This window comes from Pseudomonas sp. TH43 (assembly GCF_016650635.1).
Classification (GTDB): Bacteria; Pseudomonadota; Gammaproteobacteria; order Pseudomonadales; family Pseudomonadaceae; genus Aquipseudomonas.
In genome coordinates, this window is sequence record NZ_JAEKFI010000001.1 from 737,067 (window position 1) to 753,896 (window position 16,830).

The window sequence follows — 16,830 nt, forward strand, 5'->3', positions numbered from 1 at the left end:
CACACGCCATGACAGCACTCAGCGACCTTAATGCCCTGCAAGCAAGCATTGCCGAATCGGTGCTCGGCCAGGATCAGGTGATCCGGCAGATCCTCCTCGGCCTGCTGGCCAACGGGCATTTGCTGCTGGAGAGCCTGCCGGGACTGGCCAAGACTCGCACGGTCAAGGCATTGGCCAAACACCTCGACGCGAAGATGAGTCGCATCCAGTTCACGCCGGATCTTTTGCCCTCGGACATAACCGGTGCCGAAGTCCTGCATCAGGTTGCGGGCCAGAACGAAATCCGCTTCCAGCAGGGCCCGCTGTTCGGCAACCTGATCCTCGCCGACGAGATCAACCGAGCGCCCGCAAAAGTGCAGGCAGCGCTGCTCGAAGCCATGGAAGAGCGGCAGATCACCGTGGCTGGCAACAGTCATCTGCTGCCGGAACTGTTCATCGTCGTCGCCACGCAAAACCCGATCGAGCAGGAAGGTACTTATCCGTTGCCGGAAGCGCAGATGGACCGCTTCCTGATGAAAGTCCTGCTCGATTATCCGAGCGCCGACAACGAAGGTCAGGTCCTGCGATTGTTGCGCGCCGAGGAGTTCGCCCAAGGCGCCAACACCGCGCCAACCAAGGGTTTCAGCCTGTCGCAGGAGGTGATTTTCGCTGCGCGCAAGGAAGTCAGTGCGGTGCATGTATCGCCGGCCATCGACACCTATCTGATCGACCTGATCAACGCCACCCGCCACCCCGCCGATTACGACGAAGACCTTGGCCGCTGGATCAGCATTGGCGCGAGTCCGCGGGGCGGCATCGGTCTGGATCGCTGCGCGCGCGCCGATGCGTGGTTGCAGGGTCAGGATTTTGTTTCGCCGGACAACGTCCGCGCCGTGGTGCATCCGGTACTGCGGCATCGCCTGCAATTGAGCTATGACGCGGTGGCTGATGGCGTGACGGCCGACCAGGTGCTCGACCGGATTCTCGACAAAGTGGCGATTCCGGCCTGAGGTTGCATATGAACAGCACGGATGGCCTGGTTTACGTCTCTCTCGCGCAATTGATGGCGCTGGAGTTCAAGGCCCGTGACCTGAGCTTTCTCGCCCGCTAACCGCAGGGCAGCATCCTCGCCGGCAACCATGCCTCGCGCCTGCGTGGCCGTGGTCTGAACTTCGATGAGCTACGGCGTTATCAGCCGGGCGACGATCTGCGTCACCTCGACTGGCGCGCCTCGCTGCGCACCGGCAAACCGGTGGTGCGCACCTTCACCGAAGAGCGCGATCGCCCGGCGCTGATTGTGGTTGATCAACGCATGTCGATGTTTTTTGGCTCGCAACGCAGCTTCAAGTCTGCACTTGCCGCCGAGTTGGGCGCACTGGCGGCGTGGATGGTGTTCAACGCCGGTGACCGGGTGGGTGGCCTGGTGTTCAATGATCAACGCATCGACAGCGTCGCGCCATTGCGCAGCCGCAAGCGGGTTGAGGCGTTGCTCAGCCGCATCACCGAACAGAATCAAGCGCTGAACGCCGCCAACCCCGATGCTGAAGACGAAGATCAGCTGGATAAGGCCTTGCAGCGCTGCCTGGCATTGGCCGGCCATGATCATCTGATCTGCATCGTCAGCGACTTTGCCGGCGCCGCAGAGCGCACCTTGCAATTGATGCGGCAACTGCGCGCGCACAACGATGTGATCGCTCTGCAAGTCTATGATCCGCTGGCGTTGAAACTGCCGAGCAATGGCCGGTTGCTGGTGACGCAAGGGCAATTGCAGGTAGAACTGGCGGTTGAAAAACGCAGCGTGCATCAGCCGTTGGGCGATTACCTTGGCGGCCGACTCAAGGACGTCGCCATCCTGCTGCGGCGTAGTCAGGTGCCGTTGCTGATGTTCAGCACTGCCGAAGAGGCGCATGCACAATTGCGTGCCGAACTTGGCAAAACCGCCGGCCCACGGCGATGAATACGAATATCCCGAGCATCGATCAGCTCAAGGAGCTGGGCTTGCCAGCGCCTGTGAGCTATGCGCCACAGACGTGGGGCTGGTGGGTGTTGCTCGCGGTTTTGATCTTGTTGGCGCTGGTTGTCTGCGTACGCCGCCATTTGCAATGGCGCCGCGATCAGTATCGCCGCGAAGGCCTGGCCCGGTTGGCGCAACTGCGTGATCGCAGCGATGACCTCAGCGCATTGCGCGAGCTGCCAGAGCTACTGAAACGCGTAGCCCTCTCGATGCCCACACAATCCCCGAGCTGGAACCCGATCAATGTGGGAGCGAGCCTGCTCGCGAAGAGGCCGGCACATTCAACATCTGTATTGTCTGGCACAGCGCTTTCCCGAGCAGGCTCGCTCCCACAGGGGGCGGCGGCGTTGGGGGGATTGGATTGGCAAGACTTTTTACAGCGGTATAGCAAGAAGCCGCTCCCGGCGGACTTCAGCGAGCAACTCGCCCAGTTGGCCTACGCCCCCGACGACTCCTTGCGCGCCCTCCCCGCCGAGCAACGCCTGGCGCTGTTCGACACCTGCCAATACTGGGTGGAGCATCATCATGTGGCAGCTTGATTACCCATGGCTGTTGCTCCTGCTGCCATTGCCCTGGCTGGCTTACCACTACCTGCCCGCTTACAACGAAGCTCGCAGTGCCGTGCGCGTGCCGTTTTTCGGCGCCATGAGTCGCGCGGTCGGTGAAGCACCGGCCAACGCCGGCACTCGCCGCAATGCCTGGCAAGTGCTGCTTAATCTTTTGGTCTGGGCACTGATTCTGCTGGCTGCGGCGCGCCCGGTGTTCGTCGAAAAACCCATCGAACGCCAGCAACCGGTGCGCGACCTGATGCTCGCCATCGATATCTCGCAATCGATGGAAACCGAAGATTTCACCAACGCCAGCGGCCAGAAAATCAATCGTCTGGCAGCGGTAAAAGAAGTCGTGCAAGGCTTCATCGACAAGCGCAAGGACGATCGTCTCGGCCTGATCGTGTTCGGCAGTGGCGCTTATCCGCAGGCACCGCTGACCCTCGATCACGCGAGCCTCTCGCTGTTGTTGGCTGACACCGGCATCGGTATGGCCGGCCCCAATACCGCCATCGGCGACGCCATCGGCCTGAGTCTGAAGCTGCTCGATCAGGCCCACGAACAGGAAAAAGTGCTGATCCTGCTCACCGACGGCAACGACACCAGCAGCGCGATCACCCCGGATCACGCCGCGCAAATGGCGGCCAACAAAAGCGTGGTGATTCACACCATCGGCATTGGCGATCCGAGCGCCTCCGGCGAAGCCAAGGTCAATCTGCCGGGCCTTGAGCAAATCGCCAAAACCACGGGGGGCCAGTTCTTCCGCGCCGAAGACCGCACCGCGCTGGATCAGGTCTACAGCACCCTCGACCGCCTCACTCCGCATCAGGTGAAAACCCTCAGCCATCAACCGCAACGGGAGTTGTTCTACTGGCCGCTGGGCGCGGCGATCGTGTTGTTGGCGCTGTATCACCTCGGCGCGATGTTGCACCTGCGGTTGTCTTTCGCCCGCCAGCGGCAGGAGGCCTGAGATGGAGATCAATCTCGGTGACTTGCATTTCCTGCGCCCGCTATGGTTGCTGGTAGCGCTGCTCGGCGCACTGCTGCCGCTGATCTGGCGTCACAGCCGTAACCTGCAACAGCGACTGCGCGGCAACATTGCCGAACACCTGCTGCCACACTTGTTGGTCACGCCACAGGATCACCACCGCCTGCGTCCGGTGCATCTGTTGTGCGCGGTGTTGATACTCGGCGCCATTGCGGCGGCCGGGCCGACTTGGGAACAGGATCGCCCGGACTTCCTCGAAAATCGTGCGCCGCTGATCGTCGCCGTCGATCTGTCGCCGTCGATGGATGCCAATGATGTGCAACCGACACGCCTGGAAGCGGCCAAACACAAGCTGCACGACCTGACCCAGCGCCGTGCTGGCGCCCGCACGGCGCTGATCGCTTACGCTGGCAGTGCGCATCTGGTGTTGCCGCCCACCGATGACCCGGCGCTGCTCGACACCTTTATCCAGGCCTTGGGCACCGGGCTGATCGACAAACCGGGCAAGGACGTCGGCGCCGTGATCGATCAGGCCAAACGCCTGCTCAGTGCTGAAAAGACCCCTGGCAGCCTGTTGCTGATCACCGACGGCGCCGACACCGCGCAACTCGCAGGCCTCGATAAACAGCTGAGCGGCAGCCAGTTGCAAGTCCTGGTACTGGCGGTTGGCAGTGCGGACGGCGGGATCCTCCACGATACCAATGGCCAGCCGCGCACTGATGCCAATGGACGCCCGGCGCTGGGCAGTTTTGATCAGGCCGCCCTCAAGCAACTGGCTTCGGCGCTGGACGCGCCGCTCGGCAGCCTGACGCTTAATGACGATGATCTGGACTGGGTCGAACTGCACGCGCAACAGCACTTCCAGAGCGCCAGCGCCGAACAGCGCGAACTGCACTGGAAAGACGCCGGATATTGGCTGTGTTGGCCGTTGTTGCTGTTGGCGCTTTTCAGCGTTCGCAAAGGCTGGAGTGTGAATTGGATGCCGGCGCTGGCGCTTGCCGTGGGACTCGGCTGGCCGGCAGCCCCGGCGCAGGCTAACGCGTTGACCGACGCGTTTTTCACTCGCGATCAGCAAGGGCGCTGGGCTGTCGAGCATGAGCATTGGCCGCAAGCTGCTGCGCTGTTTGTCGACCCTTACTGGAAAGGCGTCGCGGCCTATCACGCTGCCGATTACGACTTGGCATTGGCGACGTTTGCGCGACTGGAAACACCGCAGGCGTACTTCTATCTAGGCAATATTTACGTGCGCCGCTTCAAGTTTGATGAAGCGATTGCTGCCTATGAGCAGGCGTTGAAACTGCAACCGCAATTTCCCGAAGCGACGGCGAATCTGGCCTTGGCGCAGGCGTTGCTCAAAGACACCGACAGTGCCGAGAAAAATGCGCCTGAGACCAAGCCGGACGAGGTGAAATTCGACAAGGCCCCGGGCAAGGGGCAGAGCAAAGCGGTCGAAACCGAGCAGGCGACGTCGGATGCGTTGTGGTTGCAGAACCTCACGACCTCCCCGGCGAAATTCCTCAAGCAGAAGTTCAGCTTGCAGGATCAATCGGGGGCCAAGCCATGAACCGGATTGAAGCATTCGCGAGCAGGCTCGCTCCCACATTGGTTGTATGTACCCCGCAAATCTACTGTGGGAGCGAGCCTGCTCGCGAAGGGGCCAGATCAATCAACACAAGAATCAGCACTGTATTCTTGGTCAGCCTGCTCAGCCTCAATGCCTTTGCAGCCGAACCCCAACTCAAAGTCCAGGCCCACCTGCAACCCGCTGACGGCGCCATGGTTGGTGGTCTGGTCGAGTTGCAAGTCGACGTTCTTACCGACACCTGGTTCACCCGTGCCGCCACCCTGCCCGACCTCAAGCTTGACGGCGCACTGGTCATGCCGCCGGACAGTCAGGCGCAGCACCTCAACCAGACCATCGATGGTCAAGCCTTCAACGGCATGCGCTATAGCTACCTGATCACCCCGAACGTTGCCCGTACCTTCGACATTCCGGCCCTGACCGTGCGAGCCACTCCCGCTCAGGCCAGCGCTGAAATCAGCGCGCAGACCGAGCCGTTGCAATTTCGCACCACCCAACCTCCCGGTTTTAAGCCCGGCGAAGTGCCGTTGGTGGCCACCGCAGTGCGCTTCAACCAAACCGTGACCCACTCGGCCACGCCGTTGAAAGTCGGCGACAGCATCACCCGTCAACTGACCCTGCAAGCCGACGGTGCACTGGCCATGGCCCTGCCGACCCCGACGCTGAGCGATGTCGCCGGCCTCAGTCGTTATGCGAAAAACCCGCAAGTCACCAGCCTCGATGATGGTCGCGGCGACATCCTCGGCGGTCAGCGTATCGACAGCGTGACCTACCGCATCGACAGCGCCGGCTCGCACACGCTGCCCGCCATTGAAGTGCAATGGTGGGACTCAGGCACCCGGCAATCCCGCACTGCACAAGTCCCCCCAGTGACCTTCGACGCCGCCACCGACAGCGCTTACAAACCGGTGTTCTCGATCGCTGAAGACCTGAAGCAACTGGGCCGCAATCGCCTGCATCTCTCCACGCAATGGCTGCTGTGGGTGTTCGTTCTCGTAGCACTGCTAGCGCTCGGTTACCTGAGCCGAGCGCCGCTCACTCGTGCCCGCCTCGCGATGCAAGCACGCAAACAGGCACGCCACGCCGCGTGGCTGCAATCACCCGACTACGCCTGGCAACAAATCAATCCGCAACTTGCCGCCCGACCCGCACAGTTGAGCGCGCTGTATCTATGGCTGCGCCGCAGTCGCCTCGGCTTGAAACTGGTCGATGCCGGCCCGCGTCTGCAAGGGCTGATGCGCGGGCTCTACGGTCGCGAACCGAGTACTGAAAAAACCTTGGCCCAACTACGCCAATCGTTGACTACGCTTCACAGTCAGGCCGAACAACAGCAGCAAAAATCCACACCGGCCCTGCGCCCGCTCAACCCCGTTCACGAGAAGGATTTCCCATGATCAACCCGATGGTGCACCGCCAACGTTTCGGCCTGGCCCTGTTGTTCGGCCTGGCTTTACCGCTGTTGGCTCAGGCCAGCGAACCGTTGCCGTCGTGGAACGACGGGCCGGCGAAAAAGAGCATCATCGAGTTCGTTCAAGCGGTCACTGACCAATCGAGCAAGGACTTCGTCAAACCCGCTGAACGCATCGCCGTGTTCGATAACGACGGCACTCTGTGGAGCGAGCAACCGGCGTACTTCGAGCTGCTGTTCGCCTTTGACGAGATCAAGCGCAACGCGCCGCAGCACCCGGAATGGAAAACCACGCAGCCGTTCAAGGCGGTGATCGAAAACGATCACAAAGCCCTTGGCGAGGCCGGCATGGACGGCATCCTGAAGATCTTCGGCGCCACCCACACTGGCATGACCACCGAGGCGTTCGATGATTACGCCAAGACCTGGCTGAGTCAGGCCCGCCACCCGAAAACCGGCAAGCCGTACACCGAGATGATCTTCCAGCCGATGCTGGAAATGCTCGACTACCTGCGCAGCCAGAACTTCAAGACCTACATCGTTTCCGGCGGCGACACCGCGTTCATGCGCGCCTTCGCCGAAAAGGTCTACGGCATCCCGCCGGAACAGGTGATCGGCACCACGTTTGTCACGGCATTCCAATACAAGGACGGCAAGGCCACGATCCTGCGCACGCCAAAACTGGCGCACAACGACGACGGCCCCGGCAAACCGGAAAGCATCGACGCGGTGATCGGCAAACGACCGATCCTCGCCTTCGGCAACTCCGACGGTGACCTGCAAATGTTGCAGTGGACCGCCGCAGGGCCGGGCAAGCGTTTCATGGGCCTGGTGCATCACACCGATGCCAAACGTGAATGGGCATACGACCGCAAATCTCAGGTCGGCAAACTCGACAAAGCCCTCGACGAAGCAAATTCCCGGGGTTGGACGGTGGTGGACATGGCGGCCGAATGGCGCCGCATCTATCCGTTCGATCCACCGGCAACCGAGCAAGTGCAATAACAAAAAACGTCACGCAGGACCGCAGTAAACGTAAGTCGCAGCAAGCGACACCCCCGCGCAAAAGGAGCAAGTCAGATGACTCGCATACGCAAGTGGCTACCGAAATTCGCCCTGGTGGCAACCTCGGTGATGGCGCTGTCGGCAACCGCCACAGCGGCTGAAAAACCCAACATTCTGGTGATCTTCGGCGACGACATCGGCCAGACCAACATCAGTGCCTATTCGATGGGCGTGGTCGGTTATAAAACGCCGAACATCGACCGCATCGCCAAAGAAGGCATGATGTTCACCGACTACTATGCGGAGAACAGCTGCACCGCCGGTCGTTCCTCGTTTATCACCGGGCAGACGCCGCTGCGTACCGGTCTGTCGAAAGTCGGTATCCCCGGCGCACCGGTAGGTCTGCAAAAACGCGACATCACCATCGCCCAGGCACTGAAGGGCCTGGGCTACGCGACCGGACAATTCGGCAAGAACCACTTGGGCGACAAGGATGAATACCTGCCGACCAACCACGGTTTCGACGAGTTTTTCGGCAACCTCTATCACCTCAACGCTGAAGAAGAACCGGAGCGTCCGTACTGGCCAAAAGACGATGCCGAATTCGTCAAGGCCAACACTCCGCGTGGCGTGATCCACAGCTTCGCCGACGGCAAGATCGAAGACACCGGTGCGCTGACCACCAAGCGCATGGAAACCATCGACGACGAAACCACCGCTGCCGCGCAAGCGTTCATCGAGAAACAGGCCAAGGCCGACAAGCCGTTCTTCGTCTGGATGAACACCACGCGCATGCACGTGTTCACCCACGTGCGTGATTCGATGAAGGGCCAGAGCGGCATGCCCGGCAACGAATACGCCGACGGCATGCTTGAGCACGACGCCGATGTCGGCAAACTGCTGAAGACCCTCGATGACTTGAAAATCACCGACAACACCATCGTCGTCTACACCACCGACAACGGCCCGAACCAGTTCTCCTGGCCGGACGCGGCAACCACGCCGTTCCGCAACGAGAAGAACTCCAACTGGGAAGGCGCGTACCGGGTGCCGGCGATGATCCGTTGGCCGGGCAAGATCAAACCGGCCGAGGTGTCTAACGAGCTGTTCTCGGGCATGGACTGGTTCCCGACCCTCCTCGCAGCGGCGGGTGATGCCGACGTCAAAGGCAAGCTGCTCAAGGGCTGGGCGCCGACTGCCGGCGGTACCAATTTCAAGGTGCACCTGGACGGTTTCAACCAACTGCCGTACCTGACCGGTCAGCAGCCTAAAGGCGAGCGCAAGGAGTTCTACTACTTCAACGACGACGGCGTGCTGGTGTCGATGCGCTTCGATAACTGGAAAGTGGTGTTCTGTGAGCAGCGCGAACCGGGCGGTTTCCGCGTCTGGAGCGAACCGTTCGTGTGCCTGCGCGTACCGAAAATCCTTAACCTGAGGATGGACCCGTACGAGCGTGCCGACGTGGTATCCGATCAGTATTACGATTGGCAGACCAAAAACGTTTACCTCGCGGCGCAAGCGGTACAGAAGTCAGCAGCGTTCCTGCAGACCTTCATCGAGTACCCGCCTAGCCAGAAACCGGCGAGCTTCAGCATTGATCAGATCCGTGCTGCGGTTGACGCCAAAATCGCTGAAAAAATGAAAGCTGCACCGGCTGCACAGTAAGACGCTCGACCGCCGCCCGCCCTCACCGGCGGGCGGCCCTGTTTTCGATCTGGGACCGAGTTGGCCACAATCGCTGGCAAGCCAGCTCCCACAGGTATTGTGATTGTTCACGAAAGATGTGTTCGCCAAAGCTCCCTGTGGGAGCTAATTCAGGGATCTTGGTGAGCAGAGTTTTTGTGAACTACCAAAGTACCTGTGGGAGCTGGCTTGCCAGCGATTGGTCCGAACAGTCGCAGTTATTTCTGAACTGGAACAAGGCAACCGCAATGTCCTCACGTATTGCCAGCAAGCCGTCGGCCATACCCCTCTCGCAAGCCGCTTCACCAGCGCTGTTGATCCCCGCCCTGCTGCTGTGCATTTCCGGCGCCGCAGCGCTGGTGTATCAGGTGTTGTGGATCAAGCAACTGTCATTGGTGGTCGGCGTCGAGGTGTATGCGATCACCACCGGCATCAGCGCTTTTTTTGCCGGCCTGGCCATCGGCGGCTGGCTGTTCGGGCGCTTGGCCGATCGTTTGCAGCAACCGGTTCTGCTGTATGCAGGGCTGGAAGTGCTGGTGGCGATATTGAGCGTCGGCGCGACGGTTGCGATGAGTCTGGCGGCGAGTCCGTTTGCCTGGCTGCAAGGTCACGTCAGTCTGTTCGCATGGGTTTTGCCGTTCGCACTGGTGGGCCTCCCCGCGATACTGATGGGCGGCACCCTCCCGGTGCTGGTGCGCGCGCTGGCGACAGATCCGGGCAAGGCCGGCGGCCAGTTGTATGCGGCGAACACCCTGGGCGCGATTATCGGCACCCTGCTCGCAGCGTTTGTGCTGATCGCCGCCCTCGGCGTGCGCGGCAGTGCGCTGTTCGCCGCGATGCTCAATCTGCTCGCTGCCGTCGGTGCGCTGTGGTTCGCACGTCAGCAGCCAACCTCGGTGACAACGCCAGTCAAACATCACAGCGCGAAACCTGCGGATCGCACCGCGTTGTGGCTGTACTCCATCGCCGGTGGTGTAGCGCTGGGTTATGAAGTGGTCTGGTCACAATCAATCGTGCAGTTCATGAGCACCCGCACCTACGCGTTCGCCGTGGTGCTGGCGACTTATCTGACGGGTCTGTTTATCGGCAGCGCCCTGCTCGCCCGTCGCGTCAATCGCATCCGTGACCCGTGGGGAGTATTCGGATTGCTGATTGCCGGCGCCGGATTGATCGCGCTGCTGGAAATTGCCCTGCTCGGGCGTTGGTTGGTGTTTGCACAAAGTCAGGCCGAGAGTTGGCTGCTGGCGATGGGCGCCAGCGAATTAGCCGGTATGAGCGCACGGTTTGCCGTGGCGGCGTTAAGCATTGTGTTTGTGCCAACGTTGTTGCTGGGCGCGGCGTTTCCGCTGGCCCTGCGTTTGAGTGTTGGTCAGGAACGCGTCGGGCGTGATGTCGGCGCGGTGGTCGCGTTCAATACGTTCGGCGGGATCATTGGCGTCATGCTGTGTGGTTTCCTGCTGATCCCGTGGCTGGGGCTGGTGCGTACCTTGGGGCTGTTGGCGATCATCGCTGCCAGCATCGGTTATTTCGCTGTGCGCAAGGGCCACCACGTCAAGAAAGGCCGACGTCAGGCGGTAGTCGCACTAGGCCTGGCCGCTGTTTTATTAGCCGTTTTGACGCCGGCCGACAAGCTTGCCAGCCTGCTGCCCGGTGCGCGCAACGGCACGCTGGCGTTCTACGAAGAAGGTCGCGGCGGCACCGTTGCGGTGGTCGCTCAGGGCCGAGGCGAAAACACGTTCCACCGTTTGTATATTCAAGGCGTGTCGAACACCGGCGATGCCATGCCCTCGCTGCGCTACATGCGCATTCAGGCTCTGCTGCCGCTGCTGATCCATAACGGCGAACCGCGTTCGACGCTGGTGATCGGTTTCGGCACCGGCATCACGGCCGGGGCGATGCTGCGCTATCCGGGGCTGGAACACCGGGTGGTTGCCGAGTTGCTGCCCTCGGTGGTCAAGGCTGCGCCGTTGTTCAAGGGCAACTTCAATGCCGCCAGTGATCCCGGCGTCGACGTGCGTCTGCGCGATGGTCGCCAGGAACTGCTGCGCAGTCCACAGACCTATGACTTGATCACGCTGGAACCACCGCCGCCGTCCGCCGCTGGCGTGGTCAATCTGTACTCACGAGACTTCTACCAATTGGCCGCCAGTCGCCTGGAGAAAAAGGGCATCGTCGCGCAATGGCTACCGCTGCCGACGCAGAACATCGATGACTCGCGCTCGCTGGTGCGCAGCTTCCTCGACGTGTTCCCGTATGCCTCGCTGTGGACCAGCGAGTTCCACGAGATGTTGCTGGTGGGTTCATTGGCGCCCATGGAGCTGGACGCGGCAAAAATCACCGAACGCTTCCAGCAGGACAGCGTACGCAGCACGTTGCAGGACGTCGGGATTGGTTCGGCGGCGGCGTTGCTGGCGACCTGGGTTACCGACCGCGCCGGCCTGGAACGTTTCGCCGCTGATGCACCGGCGGTGACTGACGACCAGCCGCGTATCGAATACGCGCCGTGGGTGCGCAGCAAGGAAATCACTCGGGTGCTGCCGGCGTTGCTGGATCTGTATCAGGTGCCGACGCTGGTGAATGCCGATGCTGGATTCACTGAACGCATGAACGCCCATCGGCAACGGCTGATGCAGTTCTACCGGGCGAGCCTGCATGCGTACGACGGCGATCGGGATGCGTGGGGGCGGGATATGCAGGAGGTGATGCGTTGGGATGGAGGGAATCCGTATTTCCGCTGGTTTACCGGACAATGATGTTGCGTGTGGCACACCGCTGTCGCTAGCAGGGCTAGCTCCCACACTGGATCCGTGAATGCCACGAATCCCCTGAGGGAGCCAGCCCTGCTGGCGATGAGGCTATCAGCCTCAGTGTCTTACCTGGCCTCTGCCTTGAGTTTGAGATACGACTGATGCAGGTCCGAAGCCCAGCCATCGATAACGCCTTTGACGTCATCCGTCTTCAGCACCTGAGTGTCGTTTTCCAGCGGTTTGCCGGTGCCTTTGCGCACCACTTGTGCCACCACTTTATTGTTACCGCCGTCGATGAACACGGCCTCGGTGGCCAGTGTAGTTTCCTGATCACGAATGCCGCTGGCGGTGCTGACAGCCGCCGCCACCAGTGCAATCGGGATCACTTCATAGGGTTTCAGGCCTTCGGTTTTGCTGCTGACGGCCGTGATCGCGGCACGCACGACGATGACGCCCGGGCCAGGACCGGTGGCCAATGGCAGATCCTTGCCGATCTCACGCTTAAGCGCTTGATCGTAATAGGCGGTGAGGCCATTGAGGGTCTGTTGCGGAATCTTCGCGGTCGGTTGTGGTTTTGGATAGAGTTGGGTCGGTTCGATGTACACGCTGGTGAACGTGTTGACGTTGATCTTCGGATCGATCCAGCGCATCACTTCGGCACCGGAGGGGGATTGGGTCTCCTTGAGTTGACTGTAGTCCTTGAGAAACCCGGAATATTCATCGGGAGCCACGGTTTTGCTTGAACAACCGGTCATGCCGAGGGTGGCGATGCACAGTGTGCCCATGATGACTGCTAGCTTCATGCTGTAACTCCTGTCAGAAAGCCTGAATGTGTGACTTGGGGGTGCTACAGGTATAGCTAAAACATTGGTAATTGCGATTGAAAATCGCAAAATTCACACAAGACTGCGCGGCACCTCACAACCGTCATTTGACAGACGCCGGGCATCCGGCAAAGCTGCACCAAGCTTGAACGCACGCCAGACGGCAAATGCACCTGGACTACGGAAGTCGCAATGCCCAAGCATAAAAATAAAGCAGTACAACCTGACCCTGAATCGTCTCCTTCTGCAATTTCCCGCTATCTGTTCCCCGTCACCATCGGTGTGCTGTTGGCCGCCGTGGCCGGGATCGGCTGGTTTCTCTTCAGCCCTGCTCCGGCGCCAGTCAAACCCGCGCCGATCAGTACGCCCGTTGCCCGGCCTGCGACACCGCAACCCGTCATCGCGAGCAAACCGGCGACCATGGTTGATGAGCAGCAATGCCAGGGCTGCCACACCGAGCAGGTCAAGGATTGGCAAGGCTCTCACCATCAATTGGCGATGCAACCGGCGACTGCCGAGACCCTGCTCGGCAATTTCAACAACATCACTTTCAAAGCCGAAAACGAGACCACGCGTTTCTCGCGCAAGAACGATGAGTTCTGGGTCAACACGCCCGGCATCGACGGCAAGAACGCCGATTTCAAAGTGGCCTACACCTTCGGCATCGCGCCGCTGCAGCAATACTTGATCGATGTCGGCGAAGGCCGGTTGCAGGCACTCGGCGTGGCGTGGGATACCGAGAAGCAGCGCTGGTTTCACCTCTACCCCGGCCAAGGGGTGAACTTCAAGAACCCACTGCACTGGAGCAAGCCGAGCCAGAACGCCAATTTCATGTGCGTCGAATGCCACACCACCGGCTTCAAGCGCAATTTCGATGCGGCCAGCAATACCTTCAACAGTCAGTGGAACAGCCTCGGCGTCGGCTGCCAGGCCTGTCATGGCCCGGCGTCGAATCACCTGGAGTGGACGCAGAAAAAGGGCGACCTGATCCATCAAGGTTTTGACGTCGATCTGAAGGACAAGAACGCCACCGTCGAGATCGAAACCTGCGCTCGCTGCCACGCTCGCCGCGCCCCGCTGGGCGATGGCTATACCGTTGGCAAGCGCTTGATGGATGATTACCTGCCAAGCACCCTCACCCGCGAACTGTATGCGCTGGACGGCAAGATCAAGGACGAAGTGTTCGAACACGGCTCGTTCCTGCAAAGCAAGATGTTCGACAAAGGCGTGCGTTGCAGCAACTGCCACAACCCGCACAGCACTGAGCTGAAAGCACCGGGCAATGCGGTGTGCCTGCAATGCCACAACACCGCTGGTAAAACTTCGGTGGAAGGCGTCGACGGCAAGGGCCTGCAAGCGAAGAACTACGATTCCATCGAACACACTCGCCACACCATGGGCCAACCCGGCTCGCAGTGCGTGGATTGCCACATGCCCGGCAAGTTCTACATGGGCAACGATTTCAGGCATGACCACAGCTTCAGCATTCCCAAACCCGAGCGTGCGCAGAAGCTCGGTACGCCGGACGCGTGCCTGACCTGCCATCAGGGCAAGGCTGGCGACAAGGTCACTGCGCAGTTCAAGTTGTGGAGCGCTTCAACTGCCCCGCAAGCCCCGCGTTATGACGAAAGCCTGTGGCTGATTCGTAACGGCCAGCCCGGCGCCGCCGACGCGTTGTACACGCAATTGCAGCGCAGCAATCTGCCGGCGATCCAACGCGCAACCTTGCTGGCGGAATTGCCGCTGTATCCGAGTGAGCAAGCGTTGAAACTGGCGACTCAGGATTTGAAAAATCCAGCGCCGCAGGTTCGTGAAAGTGCCGTGCGGGCGATCAGCGCATTCTTGCCGCCCGCGGAGCGCGCGCCATTGTTGTCGCCGTTACTGGGTGATCCGGTGAAAGCCGTGCGCATTGTCGCGGCCAGAGATCTGTTGAGCGTCGCGCGCAACAATACTCTGGGTGCAGCGCAAGCCAACTGGGACGCGGCGATTGCCGAGTATGAAGCGGTGCAGAAAAGCCTGGCGGAACGCGCTGAGGCCAACCTGAATCTGGCGATGCTCTATCAGGCCAGTGGGCGCGGATCGGAAGTCGAGGCGCTGCTGCGCACGGCGCTCAAGCGCGACCCGGATTTCTACCCCGCATTGGTCACGCTGGTGCAATGGCTTGAAGCGAATGGTCGCGGTGAGGAAGCGCAAAAGCTGCTGACAGATAGCCTCAAGGAACATCCGGAGGCGGCGCTGTTGCAGCACACCCGTGGCCTGTCTTTGATCCGCGCCGGCAAAACCGCCGAGGCCATGGCCCCGCTGAAAAAAGCCGCCGAACTGGAACCGCAGAACGCGCAGTACGGTTACGTGCTGGCGGTGGCGTTGCATGAAAGCGGCAAGGTCGATGAGGCGTGCGCAATACTCGAACGCCTGCTCAAGGCACAACCGGCGAACCGCAATGCGCGGCTGTCGCTGATCCAGTGGTATCTCGACAGTGGACAGGAACCGAAGGCGCAGGTGCTGTTGCAAGGTTGGAAGAAGATGAACATGGGCGATCCGGCCCTGAAATAACGGCCTCTACAAGGTTTTGTGCAACTAACTCAGACTTCACTCACAACGCAAAAATCGTAGGAGCAAAGCTTGCTCGAGAAGCGGCCGTATCAGTTAACCCCGTGGTCGACTGAAACACCGCTTTCGCGAGCAAGCTCGGCTCCTACAGGGTTTTGTGCTGGTAGCTCAGATTTCATTCGCAACACAAAAACCGTAGGAGCAAAGCTTGCTCGCGAAGGGGCCGTGTCAGTTAACACCGTTGTCAACTGACACACCGCTTTCGCGAGCAAGCTCGGCTCCTACAAAGGTTTGTGCTGATGGCTCCGGCTTCATTCACAACGCAAAAACCGTAGGAGCCGAGCTTGCTCGCGAAGGGGCCGTGTCCGTTAACACCGTTGTCGACTGACACACCGCTTTCGCAAGCAAGCTCGGCTCCTACGAGGTTTGTGCGGGAGGCTGCTTTACCAGGAAGAGGATTCGCCGCTGCGCAAGGCCATCTCGCGCCGGCTATTGGCGCGCATTGCCTTGATCAGCGACACCGTGCCTACCAGCAAGATTGCCGCGCCAAACAGAAAATCGATGTTGTACAGCTGGAAGTCTTGCACTGGCCCGATCAGCAGCACCCGCACCACCGCAATACCCACCAGCGTGGCGAGGAAGTCGATCCCCGGTTCATCGCGGTAGAACACCAGCAGCAACGGCAGGCACAGCACCAGCAGGAGCAACAGCACAACCACCTTGAACGAACCCTTGCGCTCGACACTGAAGGCACATTCGTGCGGCCCGTAAGCCGTGTAATCTTCGTCGCGAATCATCGAGTTTTTCTCGTTGATGTAGTCGACGCGGTTGTACTTCTGGATCGGCGTAAAGGTGTTGGACATCTCCATCAACGTGGTGATGTTCTTGAAGCGCAGGTCGATACGCTCGCTGCCCTTGAGGTAATACAGCACCGGTTTGTAGCCGTAACGATAGGTGTCGAACGGAAATTCGGTGACCTGACCCTGCACGCCGATCGGGCGTGGTTCAAGTTCGGCGTAGGCGCTTTTGTTGGTCGATGACAGGTTGCGACTCAGTGGCTGAACCTTGACTTGCTCAAGGAAGATCGGCGTGACGCCATAGGACCACTGCAATGGTTCCAGACGCAGGCGCAGCTCGTTGCGGCTCAGGTCATAGCGGTTGAACGTGCGTTCGGAAACCACCAGTGAACCACTGAGCATGAACTCGCCGCGCAAGTTGTTGGTGACGCGCAAGGTCAGTTGATCCTTGCCCAACAGCGCCGCTTCAGTGGAGGGCGGCGTGCCGCACCACGCGGTGCTTTCACCGGCGCCGCCGAGCTGACCGTCACGGTTCTCTTTGAAAATATAAAAGTAACTGGCCCACAGCGTCATCATCAAAAGCAACGCTGTGAGACCGAGGATTTTTTTGCCCGGACTCACTGATCAGACTCCCTTCTTCGGTTCCATCGTCCAGCCGAAAACCCGCTGGCGACGGCGACTCTACCAAAAGGCCACCATCGACCC

At 60.4% G+C, this 16,830-nt stretch carries 11 protein-coding genes and 1 pseudogene; 10 read left to right on the forward strand and 2 right to left on the reverse strand.

Annotation, left to right across the window (positions count from 1 at the left end):
- Window positions 1–8 precede the first annotated feature (8 nt).
- From JFT81_RS03165 to JFT81_RS03205, 9 genes and pseudogenes are all read left to right on the forward strand, one after another.
- A complete protein-coding gene (locus tag JFT81_RS03165) occupies window positions 9–989 on the forward strand; it encodes a MoxR family ATPase (RefSeq protein WP_201226084.1) in 981 nt (326 codons plus the stop codon).
- Window positions 990–997: 8 nt separating this feature from the next.
- Window positions 998–1,936, forward strand: a pseudogene (locus tag JFT81_RS03170) (DUF58 domain-containing protein).
- Window positions 1,933–2,532: a DUF4381 domain-containing protein gene (locus JFT81_RS03175; protein ID WP_201226085.1), complete on the forward strand. Its 600-nt coding sequence runs from the start codon at window positions 1,933–1,935 to the stop codon at window positions 2,530–2,532. Before JFT81_RS03170 ends, JFT81_RS03175 begins: the two are co-directional and overlap by 4 nt.
- Window positions 2,519–3,511 (forward strand): VWA domain-containing protein, encoded by a 993-nt coding sequence (locus JFT81_RS03180; RefSeq protein ID WP_201226086.1) that lies wholly within the window; start codon window positions 2,519–2,521, stop codon window positions 3,509–3,511. Before JFT81_RS03175 ends, JFT81_RS03180 begins: the two co-directional genes overlap by 14 nt.
- 1 nt (window position 3,512) lies before the next feature.
- The gene (locus JFT81_RS03185) at window positions 3,513–5,093 is read left to right on the forward strand and encodes a VWA domain-containing protein (protein WP_201226087.1); all 1,581 of its coding nucleotides are present in this window, start codon (window positions 3,513–3,515) and stop codon (window positions 5,091–5,093) included.
- Window positions 5,090–6,505 carry a BatD family protein gene (locus tag JFT81_RS03190; protein ID WP_201226088.1) on the forward strand — a complete coding sequence of 472 codons (1,416 nt, stop codon included), beginning with the start codon at window positions 5,090–5,092 and terminating at the stop codon, window positions 6,503–6,505. The genes JFT81_RS03185 and JFT81_RS03190 overlap by 4 nt, the downstream gene beginning before the upstream one ends.
- Window positions 6,502–7,524, forward strand: a complete 1,023-nt coding sequence (locus tag JFT81_RS03195; protein ID WP_201226089.1) for an HAD family hydrolase — start codon at window positions 6,502–6,504, stop codon at window positions 7,522–7,524. The genes JFT81_RS03190 and JFT81_RS03195 overlap by 4 nt, the downstream gene beginning before the upstream one ends.
- Before the next feature lie 75 nt (window positions 7,525–7,599).
- On the forward strand, window positions 7,600–9,189 hold the full coding sequence (locus tag JFT81_RS03200) for an arylsulfatase (protein ID WP_201204120.1): 1,590 nt from the start codon (window positions 7,600–7,602) through the stop codon (window positions 9,187–9,189).
- A 266-nt stretch (window positions 9,190–9,455) separates the two neighbouring features.
- Complete coding sequence (locus JFT81_RS03205; RefSeq protein WP_201226090.1) at window positions 9,456–11,960, forward strand: fused MFS/spermidine synthase; 2,505 nt, start codon at window positions 9,456–9,458, stop codon at window positions 11,958–11,960.
- A gap of 119 nt (window positions 11,961–12,079) precedes the next feature.
- On the opposite strand, the gene JFT81_RS03210 is transcribed toward JFT81_RS03205, so the two are convergent.
- Complete coding sequence (locus JFT81_RS03210; RefSeq protein ID WP_201226091.1) at window positions 12,080–12,757, reverse strand: DUF3313 domain-containing protein; 678 nt, start codon at window positions 12,755–12,757, stop codon at window positions 12,080–12,082.
- A gap of 213 nt (window positions 12,758–12,970) precedes the next feature.
- On the opposite strand from JFT81_RS03210, the gene JFT81_RS03215 reads away from it, so the two are divergent.
- Window positions 12,971–15,331: a tetratricopeptide repeat protein gene (locus JFT81_RS03215; protein WP_201226092.1), complete on the forward strand. Its 2,361-nt coding sequence runs from the start codon at window positions 12,971–12,973 to the stop codon at window positions 15,329–15,331.
- A gap of 440 nt (window positions 15,332–15,771) precedes the next feature.
- On the opposite strand, the gene JFT81_RS03220 is transcribed toward JFT81_RS03215, so the two are convergent.
- Window positions 15,772–16,746: a hypothetical protein gene (locus JFT81_RS03220; protein ID WP_201226093.1), complete on the reverse strand. Its 975-nt coding sequence runs from the start codon at window positions 16,744–16,746 to the stop codon at window positions 15,772–15,774.
- Window positions 16,747–16,830: the final 84 nt, after the last annotated feature.

Excerpts from the sequence above, each read along its gene's own strand:
- JFT81_RS03165 (WP_201226084.1), top strand. The coding sequence starts at position 9 with ATGACAGCACTCAGCGACCTTAATGCCCTGCAAGCAAGCATTGCCGAA.
- JFT81_RS03175 (WP_201226085.1), top strand. The coding sequence starts at position 1,933 with ATGAATACGAATATCCCGAGCATCGATCAGCTCAAGGAGCTGGGCTTG.
- JFT81_RS03180 (WP_201226086.1), top strand. The coding sequence starts at position 2,519 with ATGTGGCAGCTTGATTACCCATGGCTGTTGCTCCTGCTGCCATTGCCC.
- JFT81_RS03185 (WP_201226087.1), top strand. The coding sequence starts at position 3,513 with ATGGAGATCAATCTCGGTGACTTGCATTTCCTGCGCCCGCTATGGTTG.
- JFT81_RS03190 (WP_201226088.1), top strand. The coding sequence starts at position 5,090 with ATGAACCGGATTGAAGCATTCGCGAGCAGGCTCGCTCCCACATTGGTT.
- JFT81_RS03195 (WP_201226089.1), top strand. The coding sequence starts at position 6,502 with ATGATCAACCCGATGGTGCACCGCCAACGTTTCGGCCTGGCCCTGTTG.
- JFT81_RS03200 (WP_201204120.1), top strand. The coding sequence starts at position 7,600 with ATGACTCGCATACGCAAGTGGCTACCGAAATTCGCCCTGGTGGCAACC.
- JFT81_RS03205 (WP_201226090.1), top strand. The coding sequence starts at position 9,456 with ATGTCCTCACGTATTGCCAGCAAGCCGTCGGCCATACCCCTCTCGCAA.
- JFT81_RS03210 (WP_201226091.1), bottom strand. The coding sequence starts at position 12,757 with ATGAAGCTAGCAGTCATCATGGGCACACTGTGCATCGCCACCCTCGGC.
- JFT81_RS03215 (WP_201226092.1), top strand. The coding sequence starts at position 12,971 with ATGCCCAAGCATAAAAATAAAGCAGTACAACCTGACCCTGAATCGTCT.